Source organism: Nocardiopsis sp. CC223A, from assembly GCF_030766825.1.
Taxonomy (GTDB): Bacteria; Actinomycetota; Actinomycetes; order Streptosporangiales; family Streptosporangiaceae; genus Nocardiopsis.
On sequence record NZ_JASFDV010000021.1, the window covers coordinates 1 to 17,560 of the forward strand.

14 protein-coding genes and 1 pseudogene are annotated in these 17,560 nt (G+C 73.8%); 8 read left to right on the forward strand and 7 right to left on the reverse strand.

Features of this window, described 5'->3' with window-relative positions; translation table 11 throughout:
- Positions 1-799: AfsR/SARP family transcriptional regulator (locus QJS33_RS11005; protein ID WP_306367813.1), on the reverse strand; the 799-nt coding region annotated here is incomplete at its 3' end.
- Positions 800-922: 123 nt separating this feature from the next.
- On the opposite strand from QJS33_RS11005, the gene QJS33_RS11010 reads away from it, so the two are divergent.
- Both QJS33_RS11010 and QJS33_RS11015 read left to right on the forward strand, forming a co-directional pair.
- On the forward strand, positions 923-2,470 hold the full coding sequence (locus QJS33_RS11010) for an MFS transporter (protein ID WP_306367814.1): 1,548 nt from the start codon (positions 923-925) through the stop codon (positions 2,468-2,470).
- A gap of 257 nt (positions 2,471-2,727) precedes the next feature.
- Positions 2,728-3,360, forward strand: coding sequence for a trimeric intracellular cation channel family protein (locus tag QJS33_RS11015; RefSeq protein WP_306367815.1), 633 nt, complete (start codon positions 2,728-2,730; stop codon positions 3,358-3,360).
- Between the two features lie 7 nt (positions 3,361-3,367).
- Here QJS33_RS11015 and QJS33_RS11020 read toward each other — a convergent pair whose 3' ends face one another.
- Positions 3,368-4,285, reverse strand: coding sequence for a LysR family transcriptional regulator (locus tag QJS33_RS11020; RefSeq protein WP_306367891.1), 918 nt, complete (start codon positions 4,283-4,285; stop codon positions 3,368-3,370).
- A gap of 97 nt (positions 4,286-4,382) precedes the next feature.
- Between QJS33_RS11020 and QJS33_RS11025 the strand changes: the two genes are divergently transcribed.
- The 4 genes from QJS33_RS11025 (at position 4,383) to QJS33_RS11040 (ending at position 9,115) form a co-directional block, all read left to right on the forward strand.
- A complete protein-coding gene (locus QJS33_RS11025) occupies positions 4,383-5,303 on the forward strand; it encodes a threonine/serine dehydratase (protein WP_306367816.1) in 921 nt (306 codons plus the stop codon).
- Between the two features lie 676 nt (positions 5,304-5,979).
- Positions 5,980-6,333 (forward strand): hypothetical protein, encoded by a 354-nt coding sequence (locus QJS33_RS11030; RefSeq protein WP_306367817.1) that lies wholly within the window; start codon positions 5,980-5,982, stop codon positions 6,331-6,333.
- Between the two features lie 96 nt (positions 6,334-6,429).
- Positions 6,430-8,289 carry an FHA domain-containing protein gene (locus QJS33_RS11035; protein WP_306367818.1) on the forward strand — a complete coding sequence of 620 codons (1,860 nt, stop codon included), beginning with the start codon at positions 6,430-6,432 and terminating at the stop codon, positions 8,287-8,289.
- Between the two features lie 157 nt (positions 8,290-8,446).
- Positions 8,447-9,115, forward strand: coding sequence for a 1-acyl-sn-glycerol-3-phosphate acyltransferase (locus QJS33_RS11040; protein ID WP_306367819.1), 669 nt, complete (start codon positions 8,447-8,449; stop codon positions 9,113-9,115).
- Positions 9,116-9,273: 158 nt separating this feature from the next.
- On the opposite strand, the pseudogene QJS33_RS11045 reads toward QJS33_RS11040, so the two are convergent.
- Together QJS33_RS11045 and QJS33_RS11050 are read right to left on the reverse strand one after the other, a co-directional pair.
- A pseudogene (locus QJS33_RS11045) lies at positions 9,274-9,630 on the reverse strand (maleylpyruvate isomerase N-terminal domain-containing protein); the annotation flags it as partial.
- Positions 9,631-9,766: 136 nt separating this feature from the next.
- Positions 9,767-11,242 (reverse strand): MDR family MFS transporter, encoded by a 1,476-nt coding sequence (locus tag QJS33_RS11050; protein WP_372339638.1) that lies wholly within the window; start codon positions 11,240-11,242, stop codon positions 9,767-9,769.
- 257 nt (positions 11,243-11,499) lie between these two features.
- Between QJS33_RS11050 and msrA the strand changes: the two genes are divergently transcribed.
- Positions 11,500-12,009 carry a peptide-methionine (S)-S-oxide reductase MsrA gene (msrA, locus tag QJS33_RS11055; RefSeq protein WP_306367820.1) on the forward strand — a complete coding sequence of 170 codons (510 nt, stop codon included), beginning with the start codon at positions 11,500-11,502 and terminating at the stop codon, positions 12,007-12,009.
- Positions 12,010-12,084: 75 nt separating this feature from the next.
- On the opposite strand, the gene QJS33_RS11060 is transcribed toward msrA, so the two are convergent.
- Together QJS33_RS11060 and QJS33_RS11065 are read right to left on the reverse strand one after the other, a co-directional pair.
- Entirely contained in the window at positions 12,085-12,579 is a 495-nt protein-coding gene (locus QJS33_RS11060) for a hypothetical protein (RefSeq protein ID WP_306367821.1), read from the reverse strand.
- 223 nt (positions 12,580-12,802) lie between these two features.
- On the reverse strand, positions 12,803-13,249 hold the full coding sequence (locus QJS33_RS11065; RefSeq protein WP_306367822.1) for a hypothetical protein: 447 nt from the start codon (positions 13,247-13,249) through the stop codon (positions 12,803-12,805).
- A 236-nt stretch (positions 13,250-13,485) separates the two neighbouring features.
- On the opposite strand from QJS33_RS11065, the gene QJS33_RS11070 reads away from it, so the two are divergent.
- Positions 13,486-15,570 carry a tetratricopeptide repeat protein gene (locus tag QJS33_RS11070; RefSeq protein ID WP_306367823.1) on the forward strand — a complete coding sequence of 695 codons (2,085 nt, stop codon included), beginning with the start codon at positions 13,486-13,488 and terminating at the stop codon, positions 15,568-15,570.
- A 360-nt stretch (positions 15,571-15,930) separates the two neighbouring features.
- Here QJS33_RS11070 and QJS33_RS11075 read toward each other — a convergent pair whose 3' ends face one another.
- Positions 15,931-17,169 (reverse strand): hypothetical protein, encoded by a 1,239-nt coding sequence (locus tag QJS33_RS11075; protein ID WP_306367824.1) that lies wholly within the window; start codon positions 17,167-17,169, stop codon positions 15,931-15,933.
- Positions 17,170-17,560: the final 391 nt, after the last annotated feature.

The following is a 17,560-nucleotide window of genomic DNA, read 5'->3' on the forward strand; positions in this document are numbered from 1 at the left end:
CGGTGTGCACCACCGGGGCGGCGGGGGCCGCGGCGGCGACGGCGGGGGCGTCCAGGGCGGGGTCCTGGGCGAGCACGGCCTGGTGCAGGGCGGTCAGCTCCGGCCCCGGGTCCAGGCCCATCTCGTCGGCCAGCAGGTCGCGCAGCCTGCGGTAGGACTCCAGGGCCAGGGTCTGGCGGCCGGACCGGTACAGGGCGAGCATGTGGGCGGCGCGCAGGCGCTCGCGCAGCGGGTGCTCCTCCACCAGGTCGCCGAGCCCGTCGGCGACCGCGGCGTGCTCCCCCAGGTCCAGGCGGGCCCGGGCCTGGTCCTCCAGCGCGGTGAGCCTCCGCTCCTCCCAGCGCAGGACGGCGGTGCGGACGAAGTGGTGGTCGGCCAGGTCGGCCAGGGCCGGTCCCCGCCACAGCGCCAGGGCGTCGGCCAGCAGCCCCACCCGCGCGGCCGGGTCGGCGGTGTCGCGGGCCTCGCCCAGCAGGCCCTCGAAGTCGCGCACGTCCAGCAGACCGGGGGCGGCCTCCAGCAGGTAGCCGGGGCGGCGGGAGACCAGCAGGGCGCGTCCGCCCGGTTCCGCGGCGTCCAGGACCCGGCGCAGCTGGGAGGCGCGGGTCTGGAGCGAGGCGGTGGGGTCGGCGGGCAGGTCCGCGCCCCACAGGTCGTCGACCAGGCGGTCGGCGGGCACCACCCGGCCGGGGTCGATGAGCAGCGCCGCCAGCAGCAGCCGGACCTTGAGCTCGGGCACCCGGACGGGCTCCCCGCGTTCGTCCCACACGGCCAGCGGCCCCAGCACCCCGAATCTCATGATCCGAACTCTAGAGGTCCTCACGGCCCGGCCCGCCACCGTCCTGAGTCCGCCCGAAGGGTTTCCGGAGCCCGGGCCGCCACGGTGGTGACCGTTCGATCCGATCCCCGAAGAAGGTTCACGATGCCACTCGATGTCACTCCCCGGGCGACCGCCCGGACCTGGGCGGGCCTGGCGGTCCTGCTGGCGCCCACGGTGCTGCTGTTCCTGGCCATGACCGTCCTGTTCCTGGCCACCCCCTACATCGCCGCCGACCTGGGGCCCACCGGTGGCCAGCTGCTGTGGATCAACGACGTCTACGGCTTCGTCATGGCCGGGTTCCTGGTCACCATGGGCACGCTCGGCGACCGGGTGGGGCGGCGCCGCCTGCTGCTGGTCGGCGCGGCGGTGTTCGCCCTCGCCTCGGTGGCGGCGGCCTACGCCCCGAACGCGGAGGTCCTCATCGCCGCCCGCGCCCTGACGGGCCTGGGCGCGGCCGCGATCATGCCCGCCACCCTGTCGCTGATCACGGTGATGTTCACCGACCCGCGCCAGCGCGGCACGGCGATCGGCCTGTGGGCGGCGTCGGTGTCGGCCGGTGTGGCGCTGGGCCCGCTGGTGGGCGGCCTGCTGCTGGAGGCCCTGTGGTGGGGCGCGGCGATGCTCATCGGCGTCCCGGTGATGGCCCTGGTACTGGTCTCGGTTCCGTTCCTGGTGCCGGAGTACCGGGCGCCGGACGCCGGCCGGCTGGAGCCGCTGAGTGTTCTGCTGTCGCTGGCCGCACTGCTGCCGTTCGTGTACGGGATCAAGAAGCTCGCCGAGGAGGGCCTGGCGACCGTCCCGGTGGCGGCGCTGGCCGCCGGTGCGCTCTTCGGGGTGCTGTTCGTGCGGCGCCAGCTCAGGGCGGCCGATCCGCTGCTGGACGTGCGGCTGTTCTCGAACCGCGTGTTCAGCGGGTCTCTGGTGGTGTTCCTGCTGGCGGCCGTGGGCATCGGCGGCATCTACCTGCTGTTCACCCAGTACCTGCAACTGGTGGCGGAGCAGTCGCCGCTGCGGGCCGGGCTGTGGATCCTCCCGGCGGCGATCCTGCTGGTGATCGCCTCGACGGTCACCCCGGCGATCGCCCGGCGGGTGCGGCCCGCCTACGTGATCGCCGCCGGTATGGCACTGTCGGCGGCCGGGTACCTGATGCTGACCGGGGTGGACGCCGCGGGCGGGCTGCCGCTGCTGGTCGCCGCGTTCTACGTGCTCTACCCGGGTGTGGCCCCGGCGATGGCGCTGGTGCCGGGGCTGGTGGTCGGCGCGGCCCCGGCGGAGAAGGCCGGTGCGGCCTCGGCGGTCAACACGACCGCCAGCGACCTGGGCACATCGCTGGGCGTGGCGCTGCTGGGCAGTGTCGGCACCCTGGTCTACCGGGCCCGGATGGCGGGCGCCGAGTCGGAGGCCGCCCGGACGCTGCCGGGGGCGCTGGAGACGGCGGCGGGTCTGCCGCAGGAGGCGGGCGCGGCGCTGGCGGAGTCGGCGCGGATCGCGTTCACCGACGGGCTGAACACGGCGGCGTGGGTGGCCACGGCACTGGCGGTGCTGGGTGCGGTGGTGTCGCTGACCCTGCTGCGCCGGGTCCCCGCCGCCGGGGTCGCCGAGGACGCCGATCCGGCGGAGCGCCCGGAGAAGGAGACCGCCGGACGCTGAGCCGGAGGGTCCGGGCCCGCTGCGGAGAGGGTGTCCCGCAGCGGGCCCCGCCGTGTACCCGGCGGGTACGGCGCGCGGGCGCCCCGGCCGCCGCCGACTCGCGCCGGAGCCGGTGCCCACCGTCCGCTGTCGGGTGCGCGGCACCTCCGGCCCGGCCGCGGGGTGCGGCGCGTCACCACCGCCGACGTGCGTGCGGACGGTCCGGACGTGGTGGAATGGCCGGTCGGTACACCGTTCTCACCAGAAACCCGCGCCCCATGTCCACGCAGACCATCCTCCTGATCCTCGACCTCGTCGGGATCTTCGCCTTCGCCGTCGACGGGGCCCTCACCGCCATCCGCACCGCCCGGGTGGACATCGTGGGCGTCCTGGTCCTGGGGCTGGTGACCGCCATCGGCGGCGGCATCATCCGGGACGTGCTGCTGGGGGTGACCCCCGCGACGTTCCAGGACTGGCGGTACGTGACCGTGGCACTGGCCGGCGGAATGCTGGCGTTCTTCCTGGGTTCCCTGCTCACCCGGCTGGCCAAGCCGATCCTGCTGTTCGACGCCGCGGGTCTGAGCCTGTTCGTGGTCATCGGGGCGGCCAAGGCGATCGAGCTGGGCTTCGGCCCGTTGCAGGCGGTCCTGCTGGGGGCGATCACCGGTGTGGGCGGCGGCACCATACGCGACGTGCTGCTCAACCGGGTGCCGACGGTGCTCAGCGCCAACTCGCACCTGTACGCGATCCCGGCGCTGCTGGGCGCGGGGACGGTGTCGGTGGCGCACGTGCTGGGGTTCGACGCCGGGTGGGTGGCGGTGGTCGGCGCGCTGCTGTGCTTCACGATCCGGGTGCTGGCCCTGCGCTACCGGTGGAACGCGCCGCGCCCGCCGGGCGTCCCGCCGCTGTAGCGGCCGCTCACGGGGTGGGCGCCTCCTCCAGGGCGCGTGCGGCGACCCCGCGCAGGGTGGCGACCAGCTCCGGCAGCGGTTCGGGGGGGCGGCGCCGGTGCACCACGTACACCTCGCGGGCCAGCCGGGCTCCGCGCAGCGGACGGCTCACCCAGCCGCCGCGGCGGGCCGCGCCCAGGATGGTGGAGGGGATCAGTGCCACCCCCACGCCCACCTCGATCAGGGCCAGGGCCACCTCGTAGTCGCGGGTCTCGTAGGTGACGGTCGGTTTCACCCCGGCGGCCGCGGCGGCCGCGTCCAGGGTGGTGCGGTTGGCGATGCCCGGGGCCCCGCAGATCCACTCCTCCCCCGCCAGTTCGGCCAGGGACATGGGCCGGTCGGCGATCGGGTGCCCGGTCGGGGCCACCACCATGAGCGGGTCCACGAGGATGCGTTCGCGGTGCAGTCCCGGGGCGCGCGGCAGCGGGACCGCCGGGTAGCGGTGGGTGACGAGCACGTCGAGTTCACCGGAGGTGACCAGGTCGTGGCCGCCGGGGGGTTCGATGTCGGCCAGGGACAGGCGCACGTGCGGGTGGGCGCGGCCGAACGCGGCCAGGGTCTGGGGCAGCAGGATCTGGCCCGCGCTGGCGAACGCCCCCAGGGACAGGTGGTCGGGCGGGGTCCCGGCGTGGGCGCGGACGGCCGCCTCGGCGTCGCGCAGCTCGCCCAGGACGCGTTCGCCGTGTTCGAGCAGGATCCGCCCGGCGTCGGTGAGGGTGATGCCGGTGCGGCCGCGCTCCACCAGCACCGCGCCGACCTCGCGCTCCAGCTTGGTGAGCTGCTGGGACAGGGCGGGCGGGGTGAAGGAGAGCCGTTCGGCGGCGGCGGCGATGGACCCGGCGTGCGCGATCTCCACGAGCACGCGCAGGCGGTTGGCGTCCAGCACGGCGTCCCCCTCGAACAAATATAGGTACAAAGTTCTGCTTATGGATCTTTAGTAGACCCAACTTTAAGTTAATCGTCGGTAGCGGCAGCATGGTGCCATGACCACGACCGCGCACGCCGTGCCCACGGCCACCGACGTCCGTGCCGCCGCCGAACGCATCGCGCCCTACGCCCGCCGCACCCCGGTGATGCACACCGAGGTCGACGGCAGGCCCGTGACCCTGAAGCTGGAGTACCTCCAGCTCACCGGCGCGTTCAAGCTGCGCGGCGCGCTCAACGCCCTGCTCGGCGGCGGCCCCGTCGACCGGGTGATCACCGCCTCCGGCGGCAACCACGGGCTGGGGGTGGCCACCGCCGCCCGCCTGCTCGGGGTGCGCGCCACCGTCTACGTGCCCGAGACCGTCCCCGAGGCCAAGGCGGCGCCGCTGGCCGCCACGGGCGCGGAGATCGTCCGGGTGGGCGAGCACTACGCGGTGGCGGCCGAGGCCGCCCGGGCGCACGCCGACCGGGAGGGCATCCGCTACCTGCACGCGTTCGACGATCCGCTGGTGGTCGCGGGCCAGGGCACCCTGGGCCTGGAGATCGCCGCCGACGCCCCCGAGTGCGACGGCATCGTCGTGGCCGTGGGCGGCGGCGGCCTGGTCGCCGGGGTGCGGCTGGGTGCGGGCGGGCGCGAGGTCGTGGGCGTGGAGCCGGAGGGCTGTCGGAGCCTGCACGCGGCCATGGCCGCGGGTCGCCCGGTGCAGACCCCCGTGGACTCGGTGGCGGCCTCCGCGCTGGGCGCGTCGACGCTGGGCCGGGTGCCGTTCGAGGTGCTGCGCGACAACCCGATCACGCGGACGCTGGTGAGCGACGCCGAGATCGTCGCCGCCCAGGACCGGCTGTGGTCGGAGTTCCGCATCGCCACCGAACCCGCCGCCGCGGTGCCCTTCGCCGCCTGGCTGGCCGGCCGGGTGCCGGGCGAGCGCCCCTGCCTGGTGGTGTGCGGCGCCAACGCCCGCTGGGACCGGGTGGGCTGATCCCCGCCGACCGTGCGGACGCGCCCGCTGCGGGAGCGGAACAGGGCACCGTCGGCCGCGCGGGCACACTCCATGCGGGCACGAAGCGGGACGCTGTCGGCCATGCGGACGCACCCGCTACAAGGACGAGGCGGAGCGCTGTCGGCCGCGCGGGCACACTCCATGCGGGCACGAGGCGGGACGCTGTCGGCCATGCGGACGCACCCGCTACAAGGACGGGGCGGGGCACCGCGGACGCGGGGCGTCGCGGTGCCCGGGCCTGGGGGCCGACCCCGATGGAGAACACACCCGTCGACCGGGCCGCCGCCCGGCGGCCGTGGCAGGAGTACCGGTCGGCCGGACCCGACCCGGCGATCGGCCCGGAACCGCCGTCCGTGGGGTACTTCGGCGACCACCCCGAACCGACCGACGAACGGCTGGGGCTGGTCCTGGCCGGGACCGAACGGGCCACCGCCGCGCCGGTCGCCGAGTTCGCCGCCGCGGGCGACCCGCTGCCCCGGGTCGGCGGCCACTGGATCGCCTGCGACTCCGCGGGGCGCCCGCCGGTGGTCCTGCGCGGCACCGAACCGCGGCCGGGCGGGTCCGCGGGCGCGGACGCGGCGTTCGCCCGCGACCGGGGAGAGGGGACCTGTCGCCGGAGTACCGGCGCGAGGGGCACCTGCGGTACCGGCGGCGGGTGTGCCGGGGCCTGGGCCTGGAGTGGGGCGAGGACCCGGAGATCGCCTTCGAGCGGTTCACGGTGGTCCGGCCGCCGGAGCACACCGACGGCCGACCGTCCTGCGCGCGGGCCTGTTCCCGGATCGGCACCGAGGGCAATTCCGTTGCACGACAACGGATGAATGCGCCGCCCGGTTCACTCTATTCGGTTTCGATCCGGAAAAGAATCCCCGGCCCGCCCCAGCGCCGTGAACAGCGCTTTCGCGACCGCACCACCGAAACCGTACCCAGCGCACAAGGCCGCTGGAAAGGTCCGATCGAGGCATCGGGTTCCGGTCTTTCCGAATATGCGAAGAAAAGTTTTTTTCCGTAATATTCTGATCCGAATGCCCGGTGGCCGCATCCCACGCAGAGAGTCGGCCCCACGGTCGTTCATCCCCCGACCACCCCTGCACAGAGAGAAGCAACCGTGTCCTTCGAGATCGTCGGAACCGAAGGCGCCCTCTCCGGGCACCGCTTCCCCGTCGGCGACGCACCGGTGACGTTCGGCCGCCATACCGACAACACCGTGGTCTTCCCCGGCCGGGCGGTCTCCCGCTTCCACGCCGAACTGCGGCGCGAGGGGGAGAACCACGTCCTGCGCGACCGGGGCAGCAGCAACGGCACCCTCGTCAACGACGAGCGGATCACCGAGCACCTGCTGCTGCCCGGCGACCTCATCACCATCGGCGAGGAGACGTTCCGCTGGGAGGCCGCCGAGACCCCGGGAGCGCCCTCCGACCTGCCGGTGACCCAGATGTTCGTCCGGCCCGAGGTGTTCTCCGGGCCCGTCCTGAACGTCACCGTGTCCGGCGGCGGCCCCGTCGGGCTGTCCTTCGCCCTGCTGCTGGACCACCTGCTGGGCCCGCAGGTGTCGGTGACCGTGTACGACGCCCGCTGGACCCGCGAGGACGGCCGGGTCGTGTGGAAGAACGAGAAACAGGGCAACGTCCGGCGCCGCCAGGTGGTGACGATCCAGAGCCGCCAGTTCCTCAACCTGTCCGAGGAGATGCTGGAACGGCTGTTCGCCCCCGGCGAGTACACCGAGATGTGGCCCTCGGGCGCCGACTCCGTCGGCGGCCTGGGGCCGCGCAACATCCGCATCTCACGCATCGAGGACGTGCTCCTGGCGATGTGCGGCGAGCGCCCCGACCGCATCCGGCTGGTCCCGGAGAAGTTCGACGTGACCGCCCCCGGGGCGCTGGAGGGCCGGCACGTGCTGGCCGTGTGCGAGGGGTCGCGCTCGCGCACCCGCGAGCACTTCACCGGCGGTTTCGGGCAGGCCGACAGCGGCATCTACTCACTGGACGGCGAGCACGTCGAGGACGTGGTGCTGGGGCTACAGGTGCGGTCGACCCTGTCGGACCCGGCGACCGTGCTGCTGACCGTGGCCCAGAACCGGTTCCTGCTCAACTCGCTGCGCGGCGAGGGCTTCCTCAACATGCGCCTCACCGACGAGGAGGCGCAGGAGGTCGTGGGCATCGACCCGGTCCGGCGGTCGTTCGAGGAGTGCGTCGGCTCGCGCCCGTGCGTCATGGCCCGCGACGAGGAGGGCGACTTCACCTGCTCCACCCACAGCACCCTGTTCCTGCCCGCTCTCGTCAAGGGGTCGAAACTGTGGAAGCGGGTGCGCCAGGGGCTGGAGTTCTTCGGGGTCCCCGAAAAGGACCTGAGCGCCGTCACCGCGTTCCGGCTGAGCATGGTGCAGCGGCCGCGGTTCACCGCCCAGCTGCGAGCGGCCACCCCCTCCTCCCCGGGCACCTACGGGTTCCTGCTGGGGGACGCCGCCAACGCCATCCACTTCTGGCCCGGGCGCGGCCTCAACAGCGGGCTGGCCTCGGCGATCTCGCTGGCCCGCTCGCTGAGCAGCGCCTGGAACGGGCGCCCCTTCCGGGACGCGGACTTCATCCGCCACGAGGCGGCCATGTCGATGCTCCAGTACCGGCACAAGAGCCGGGCCTGGAAGGCGATGGTGACCAGCGACGCGGACGGGGTGACGAGCACGGTCAAGGGGCTGATCGCCCGGAGCCTGACCGAGGAGGGCGCCGGGCGGGAGGCCGACACCGCGACGCTCATGGAGCGGTTGGGGTCGATCCGGGCCCGGCTCGCGGACCGGATCGAGGGGCTGCCCGACGACGAGGCCCTGCGCGAACACCTGGCCGGGCTCACCGACGAGACCCTGCGTTCACTGGTCGCGGGAGGGGCGTGGGACACTCTGACGGTCGGCGGCGAGGAGGTCGACATCGACATCTTCTACCGCGAGGAGGCGGCCCAGCCCGCGCGGGCATGACACACGGCACGGGGCGGGCCGCGAACGGCCGGTGCGCCCCGCTCGCCCGTGTCGTCCCTGTTCGGTGAGCTGCGGCACTCTCCGTACCGGAACCGCTCATTACCCGCTGGTCACCCTTACATTGGGGTCGACCACCACCCGGAGTGAGGGAGACCACGTGCTCTACGATGTCCTGCGGCAAACGGCGTCGCTCCTGGCCCGGTCCCTGTGCCGCCCGACCATCGAGGGCCGCGAGAACGTCCCCACGACCGGGCCGGTGCTGCTGGCCAGCAACCACCTGTCCTTCGTGGACAGCGTGGTGATCCCGCTGTCGGTGACCCAGCGCCGGGTCCGGTTCCTGGCCAAGAGCGACTACTTCGAGGGCAAGGGGATCAAGGGCCGGGTCACCGGCACCGTGTTCGGTGCGCTGGGGGCCATCCCGGTGGAGCGCCGCAACGCCCGCGACGCCCTGGTGTCCCTGGACGTGATGCTGGAGCGGCTGCGCGAGGGCGAGGCCTGCGTGATCTACCCCGAGGGCACCCGCTCCAAGGACGGCCGCCTGTACCGGGGGCGCACCGGGGTGGCGCACCTGGCCCTGGAGTCCAAGGCCCCGGTGGTCCCGGTGGCGGTGGCGGGCACCCAGGAGGTCCAGCCCATCGGGGCGTCGATGCCGCGCCCGCGCCCCTTCACGGTGCGCTTCGGCGAACCGCTGGACTTCTCCACCGGCTACGACCACCTGGCCCCGGGCAAGGCCCGCCGCCAGATCACCGACCGGGTGATGGACGCCATCCACTCCCTGTCCGGGCAGGAGCGGGCGGACCACTACAACTCCCTGAGCGGCCACTGAGCCCGGACCCGCCCCGGCGCGGGTGGGTGCCGGACCCTGCCGGGTTCTCCGAGAGCCCCCCGGACACAAGGCGATCGCCTGTGGTGACGTGGCCACCACGGGGTTCGGGACCGGGGCCGCCTTCCGGGACCGGCGCCGGGCGGTCGCGGCGACGCCCCCAGGTCGAAGGTCATCTCCCGCAGATGGTCCTCCGCCGGGGTGTCGCCGCAGGACAGGTGGACGGTGCGGCCCCGGGCGGAGGGCGCCGGCCAGGCGGCGCGGGCCTCACGGGCCGCGACCTCCGAGGTGGCGAGCGGTTCCTCGCCCGGGACCTCGCCGTCGAACCGGTCGCCGACCTCCTCCGGGGTCCGCCCCTCCAGCAGAAGCGGCACCCACGGCTGCTCCGTGGCCAGGTGGTCGACCAGGTCGTGGACGTCCCAGCCGGCGCAGGGGGTGGGCGGTGCCCGGTCGGTCGTCCGGACCAGGCGCACCCGCCGGTCGAACTCCTCCGGAGCGGTGCCGTGCAGGTCGATCAGCCGTTCCGTGTCGGTTCCCCTCCGCGGTGTTCGGTCGCTCCGGGCCCTCTACCCGCCCCGGGGCTCCCGGACACCCGGGTGAACGGTGCGGACACGGCCGGCCCCGCGAGGGGACCGGCCGAGGTGCGGATGGCGGCTAGTGTGCGGCCGCGGCCGCCGGGGCCTCCGCGGTGGCGGTACGGCGCACGAAGAACGTGGCCGCGAACGCCAGCACCGAGATCGAGGCGCCCAGCAGGAAGGCGATGTGGATGCCGCCCGCCATGGCCTCGACCTCCGGCAGGCCCTCGCCCAGGTAGCCGGCCGTGGAGGCCGACATCACCGCGACGAACGCGGCCGTGCCCGCCGCCCCCGCGACCTGCTGCACGGTGCCCACGACCGCGCTGCCGTGCGAGTACAACCGCGGCGTGAGCGATCCCAGGGCGCCGGTGAGCAGCGGCGTGAACATCAGACCCAGGCCGACGGTGAGCAGGATGTGGGTGGCGATGATGAAGCCGAGCGGGGTCTGGGTGTCGAACATCGTCATCCCCCACAGGGTCGCCGACACCAGCCCCGCGCCCGGGATGATCAGCGGCCGCGGGCCGAGCTTGTCGTAGAGGCGGCCCACGAACGGCGCGATCAGGCCCATGGCCAGACCGCCCGGCAGCAGGGTCAGGCCGGTGGTCAGGGTGTCGTGCTCCAGCACGTTCTGCATGTACAGCGGCAGCAGGATCAGGGTGCCGAACAGCGCCATGAAACTGACCGCGACCAGCCCGATGGAGATCGAGAACTGGGTGGACCGGAACACGCGCAGGTCCAGCAGGGCGCGGTCATCGTTCTGTAGGCGGATCTGCCGCCACACGAACACCACCAGTGCCAACGCTCCGACCCCGAGCGCCAGCTGCGGCGGGACCGGGCCGCCGCCGTGGCCGCCCAGGCTGGAGAAGCCGTACACCAGGCCGCCGAACGCGAACGCCGACACCAGCACCGAGAACATGTCGATGGTGGAGGGGCGCGGCTCGGTGACGTTGCGGATGAACAGGGCGCCCAGTGTCAGGCCCAGGATCGCGACGGGCAGCACCAGGCCGAACATCCAGCGCCAGTCCAGGACGCTGAGGATGAGGCCGGCCAGGGTCGGACCGACGGCGGGCGCCACCGATATGACGATGGAGATGTTGCCCATGGTGCGGCCGCGCCGGTCGGCGGGCACGGTGTTGAGGATGGTGGTCATGAGCAGCGGCATCATGATCGCCGTGCCCACGGCCTGGACCACCCGCCCCAGGAGCAGGAACGCGAAGCCCGGTGCCAGGAAGCACAGCAGGGTGCCCAGGGTGAACAGCGACATGGCGGCGATGAACACCTGCCGCACGTGGAAGCGCTGGAGCAGGTAGCCGGTCGCGGGGATCACCACGGCCATCACCAGCATGAAGGCGGAGGTGAGCCACTGCCCGGTGGAGACGGAGATGCCCAGGTCCTCGTTGAGCGCGGGCAGGGCCACGCCCATGATCGTCTCGTTGAGGATGACGACGAACGCCGAGACCAGGAGCAACGGGATGACCAGGCGGTCGGCGCGCGGTCCCGGCCCGGTGTCGGCCGTCTCCGGCGCGCGGTCGGATGGTGTGGGTGTCCCGGTCACAAGAGTCCTCTGTGGTCGTGGTGTCCGTCGGTGTGCGCGGGGGATGCAGGGAGTGCAAATATTCTCTCCCGGAAAACTCCCAACCTTCCACATGGTTAGGACATTCCCGCACCAGGACCGTGTTCCGGCACATCCCTCCACCGGAGCCGTGACCGCACGTCGGGGAGCACGCCCCCCCCGCGTGCCCGGGACGCCGGGAACTCCCCGCGGCCCGGAGGTGTTATGAAGGACGCCGCACGAAGAAAGGGTGGTCATAGATGACGACCGAGCGCGCCGTCCTGGCCGGAGGCTGTTTCTGGGGCATGCAGGACCTCATCCGCAAGCTCCCCGGGGTGATCGACACCCGGGTGGGCTACACCGGGGGCGATGTCGAGAACGCGACCTACCGCCACCACGGGACGCACGCCGAGGGGATCGAGATCCGGTTCGACCCGGAGCGGATCTCCTACCGGGAGCTGCTGGAGTTCTTCTTCCAGATCCACGACCCGACGACCCTGAACCGCCAGGGCAACGACATCGGGATGAGCTACCGGTCGGCGATCTACTACGTGGACGACGACCAGAGGAAGGTCGCCGAGGACACCATCGCCGACGTGGACGCCTCCGGCCTGTGGCCGGGCCCGGTGGTCACCGAGGTCGAGCCGGCGGGGGCGTTCTGGGAGGCCGAGCCGGAGCACCAGGACTACCTGGAGAAGTACCCGAACGGGTACACCTGCCACTTCCCGCGGCCCGGCTGGCGCCTGCCCAGGCGCGGCGCCACCGCGTGAGGATGTGAAGCGAGGCCCGAGGGGTCCCGGCCGGACGGCCGGGACCCCTCGGTGTTCCGGGAGGCCGGGAGCGGGTCAGCCGCCGGTGAGCCCGGCCTCGGCCAGTACCGTGTGGATGCGCTCGGAGGAGAGCAGCAGTTCGCTCATCACCGCGGTGACCGAGGCGTCGGAGCCCGGCGGGATCTCGGTGACCAGGCCGCCCCACTCGGGGACGGGGACCACCAGCACCCACCAAGGCGCGGGCCGCCCGCCGTTCTCGTCGCGGCCGCGGTAGCGCAGCAGCAGGTGGTCGGGGCGGCCCAGACCCCCGGGGCGGCTGAGGGAGGGCAGGGTGGTGCCCACCCCGGTGGAGAGGGAGGCGAGCATGTAGGAGCTGGAGGCCGACTGCTCGGCGCGCGCCGTCGCCGTCTCGTCGCCGGGGCGCCCGGCGTGGCCGAGGAGGACGCCGTCGAGGTCGAAGGCGGCGGTGTGCGCGGCCCCGGTACGCGCTTCGAAGTCGGCCAGGAGTTCGCCGACCAGGGCGGGGGACTCGCCTCGCACGAGGGAGCGCCCGTTCCGATTGTTGATCATGAGCGAACCTTAGAGTGACGGGAGGTGCAGGTGTGAACCAAGATTCCCGTAACCACAGGGATTCTCGAAGGCGCGGGCCCCGGACCCCCGCTCCCGGCATCCGCAAAGGCGCAGATCAGAGCACCTGTGATGGTGAAGTCACCGTCCGGAGCCGTTCCATCGAAATTCCCTGATTTTCCCGCCTTTTCGGTCGTCCGTCCGGGTCCACGGGCGGGCGCCCCGGTCAGGCTTTGCGGGCCAGGCCCCGGGCGGCGGCCGCGGAGACGGTGAGCGCGACGGTGTCCTCGATGAGCGCTCCGGCGGTGTCCGGGCCGACGCGGCCCCAGGCCTCGCGCCAGGCGACCCCGGCCCGGGCGCCCACAGGGGCGGCGGCGCCCGCGATCAGGGCGGCGGGGAGCACCGGGGCGCCCGCGGTGCGGGCGAGGAGGGCCCCGCCGACGACGGCGCTGGCGATGCGGGGCGCCAGCCCCGCCCAGCCCAGGCGGCTGGGGGCGCCGGGGAGTTTGTCGCCGACGAACTCGGCGGCGGTGCCGAGCACCGTCAGGGCCGTCAGCGCCGGACCGCCCCAGGGGACGGTGCGCAGCGCGGTCCCCACGCCCAGGCTCGCCCGCGACCCTGCGGCCAGGCCCAACAGACAGGCCCGCACCGGGATGCCCTTCCGCTCCGCCATGGTGTCCTCCCCGTGTTGTGATCCCGTTTCCGATCCTGCGCCATGTCCCGCCCGAACACCGGGACCGCCTCGCCGCTCCGCCCGGAACATCACCTGGGAGCACTCCGCCACCTCGTCCTTCCGCGCTGGGCGGCACGGGCGAACGCGCGTGCAGGGGTGCGTGCGACTTCCCGTGATGTGGTTGACGCGCACGGTGACGGGAACACCTTCGTGTGTCGACGTCGAGAGAAGCCCCCATGACCCCCCAGAACTCCGCGGGTGCGGTGAGCGGCGGCACCGTCCTACAGATCGGTGCCGTCCACGGAGATGTACGCCTGGCCTCCCCTCCTGTGCCCCGGCAGCCGCCCGCGCCACCGCGTTTCTTCACCGACCGCGAAGCGGAACTGCACCGTCTGCACGGTGTGCTCGGGGACCCCGCCGGGCGCACCGTCGTGCTGTCCGGGACCGGCGGGGTGGGCAAGTCGGCGCTCGCCCTGCGGTTCCTGGACGCCGCGGCCACCGAGTTCCCCGACGGGGTGCTGTACACCGACCTCAGGGGCTTCACCGAGGGCGGGCCCGCCGACCCCGCCGACTCTCTGGACGCCTTCCTGCGCGGCCTGGGCGGCACTCCCGGCACCATCCCCCGCGACCTGGCCGGGCGCGCCGCCGCGTTCCGATCCCTGACCCACGGCCGCCGCGTCGCCGTCCTGGTGGAGAACGCCGTCTCCGCCGCCCAGGTGCGGGTCCTCTCCCCCGGGCCCGGTCCGCACCTGGTACTGGTCACCACCCGCCTGCACCTGACCGGTCTGCGTGTGGACGGGGCCGAGTTCCTGGACCTGCACCCGCTCGCCGAGGACGACGCGGTGGTCCTGGTCGACCGCATCCTCGCCGACGACCGCACCCGGTCCGACCCCGGGTCCGCGCGGGAGCTGGTGCGGCTGTGCGGGCGGCTGCCGCTCGCGCTGCGGGCCGCCGCCAGCGGGCTCCTGTTGCGCCCCCGCCGACCCCTGAGCCGCATGGTCGCCAGCCTGGACGGGGAACACCTCCTGGACCGTTTCGGCGAGGCCGAAGAGCCCTCCGTGGACGCCGTGCTCACCGCCTCCTACCGGTTGCTGCCGCCGCCGAACCGCCGACTGCACCGGCTGCTCGGGATGCTCCCCGGCCGGGACACCACCGCCGAGGCGGCCGCGGCCCTTCAGGGGTGCGCCCCTGAGCGGGCCGAGGAGCTCCTGGCGGAACTGGTGGCGGCCAGCCTGTTGGAGGAGACCCCACAGGGTCGGTTCGTCCAGCACGACCTGGTGCGCCTGCACGCCGCGCGCCGGGCCCGGGAGGAAGATCCGCCCACCGAGCGCGAACAGGCCCTGGACCGGCTGCTGCTCCACCTGCTGGCCACCGCGGCGGCCGCCGACCGCACCCTCAACCCGGGCCGCTGGCACCTGGCGCCGGTCTTCGAGGAGCCGCCGGTGCGGGGATTCGCCTCCCGGCGGGAGGCGCTGGAGTGGCTGGAGACCGAACTCGACGTTCTGCGCGCCTGCGTGGACCTGTGCACCGGGACGGGGCGGCACCGGTGGGCGTGGCAGTTCTGCGAGTGCCTGCGGAACGTGTTCATGCTGCGCAAGCACTTCGACGCCTGGGAGCGAACGCACCTGGCCGGGCTGGCCTCGGCGGAGGCCCTGGGCGACCCGGCCGCCCAGGGCAACGTGCTCAACGCACTCGGCGGCCTGTACCTGACGCTGGGGGACGTCGACCGCGCCCGGGAGATCCACCTGCGGGCCCTGGCTGAGTGGACGCGGGCCGACCACCGGTTGGGGCGGGCATCGGCGCTGGAGGCCTGCGGCGTGTGCGAGCTGGCGCGGGACCGCCCCGCGGACGCCCTGCCCTACTTCGAGCGCGCCCTGGAGATCCACACCGACCTGGGACGGCGGCGCGGCATCGCCCTACTGCACCGCCGCCTGGGCGAGGCCCGGCGGGACCTGGGGGACCATGACGCCGCCGCAGAGCAACTGGGCCGCGCGCTGGAGTTCTTCACGGAGGACGCCGATCCCTACATGAGGGTCCGGTCGCAGGTGTCGCTGGCCGCCGTCCACGTGGCCGCGGGCCGCCCCGAACATGCCCGGGAGGTGCTGGCCGAGGTGCTGCGTCTCGCCGCGGACATCGGAGCCCGGGCGGAGGAGGCCCGGGCGCGGGTGATGTCGGCCGACCTCGCCGAGGCGGAGGGCGACCTGGATCGGGCCCGGGGCCTGCTCACCGAAGCGCTCGCCATTCACACCGAACTGTCCGCCCCCGAAGCCGGAGAACTGCGGAGGCGGTTGGGGTCCCCGCCGTACACGGACGGTCCCTGACCCCGGAGACCACGGCAGAGGGGATCGGCGGGTCGTGCGGGACGAGGGGGCGCACGTCGGCGAGGGCGGCGATGATCCCCGCCGTCACGGCGTCCGGGACGGGAAGGGGCGGTCCCCCGTCGCGCAGGTGGACGGCCGGGGATGGGCCCAGGGCCACCACCGCCCGGCAGCCGGGGAGGCGGGCGAACACCTCCGCGGCCATCGGGGCGGACGGGATACCGACGGTGTCCGCGGCGTGCAACCAGCGGGGTTCGAGGTCCGGGGAGAGGAGCACCTGGAGCTGGCGCCCCAGCAGGCGCGGGCCCCGGGTGTCCACCTCGACCACGTCGCACAGGAACACCCGGTGGGCGGTGGGCGGGTTCACGCCGCCCTCCCTTCCGTGATCCCGTCCCCGACGAACCAGGGGGTCCCCGGCGGCGGCGGGACGGCGGGCCGGCCGGGTTCGGGCAGGCGCATCATCCGGTAGGTCAGGGCCCGCAGCAGCTCGGCGGACTGACCGGGCGCGGAGGTCAGGTGCCCGGCCACCCGGGCGGTGTGCCCGGGCGTCCAGCGGCGCGCCGTTTCAGCGAGGGCCTGGGGCAGAGGTTCGTCGTCCCGGAGGTGGGCGGCGACCCGGTACAGGGCCTCCGGGGTGGAACCGGGGACGACGTCGGTGAGCCCGCCCCCGGCCAGCAGGGTCGGCACCCCCAGCGCGGCCGCGTAGGCGGTGACGCTGCCGGAGTCACCGATCACGGTGTCGGCCGCCACCAGCAGCGACGACCACGGGGAGGCGGGGGCGAGGACCCGCAGCCCGCGGGCGCGGGCGCCGGACAGCCAGGCCAGGACCTGGCGGGGGCCGTGGGCCCACCACACCCCCGGGTGGAGGATGAGCGCGATGACGTGGTCGTCGGGGGCCTGGGCGCAGAGGCGGTCGACCAGGTGCGGGCGGACCCCGAACAGGCCGGTCCGACCCGCGGAGCTGGTGACGACGGTGAGGTGTTCGGCCTCGCCCACCCCGGCCGCCCGCCGGAGGCGGGACCGGTCCGGCAGCGCGGCCGCCGCACGGTCGAAGGCCGGGTCCCCGACGACCTCGATGATGCCGTCCGCCTCCGGGACGACGGCGGTGATCTGGGCCCGCTGGCGCTCGTGCGCTATGCCCAGGGCGGCGGGTACCAGCCGCCCGTACCTGACCAGCGCCCCGTACACGGCGCCGCCGACCGGGCGGGCCACCGGAGGCCCGTAGCCGAACCCGCGGGCGGTGGAGCGGGAGAAGCCGGTGCCGTGCGGGAGCACCAGGACGGGCGCACGGACCTCGTCGAGGCGGCCGTGGTTCGCGGCCAGGGCGAGGTCGTAGGTGAACGAGGTGGCGTCCTCCCAGGGCAGGACGGCGGCGTCGAGGGTGCGCATGAAGGCGGCGCCGCCGGCGTGGTGGAGCGCTCCGGGCGCGAGGGTCCAGACGACCTGGACGCGGGGGTCCCGCTCCAGCTCACCGACGAACTCGCAGATGCGGTCGCCGGACTGGTGGCTGTGGACGACGGCGAGGACGACGCGCTGCGGGCGGACCGTCACGGGTGCGACGGGGCCCGTGTCGCCCCGGATCCATCCTCTGGTGGCTGCCATGGGGGTCTTCCTTCCGGCCTCGGTTACGGGTCGGTTCCCACGGTGGAAGGGGAATCTGGCCGGGACCGTGGCGCCGGCTTGCAGCGCCCTTGCAGGATCTTGCAACAGGACGGCCCTCGCCTTGCAACCTCCTTGTCCTCGGCAAGGGCCGATCGCGTCGAACGGGGACTCAGCCTGATTCACCCCACACGGTGTCGTCTCCGTCAAGGGCCGCGGAGCCGAGGGCACAGCCGTGGCCCACGTTGGAGTCCGGGAAGGTCATACTGATCTATCTCCACCCATAAAGGACAGAATTTAACGCCATATAGGCACCCAAAAGCGGACCGACGCCTCGGTCGGCCCAACTGACCCGGATCAAACTAGCGTGCGAGGGAACATCTGTCCGGCGGTT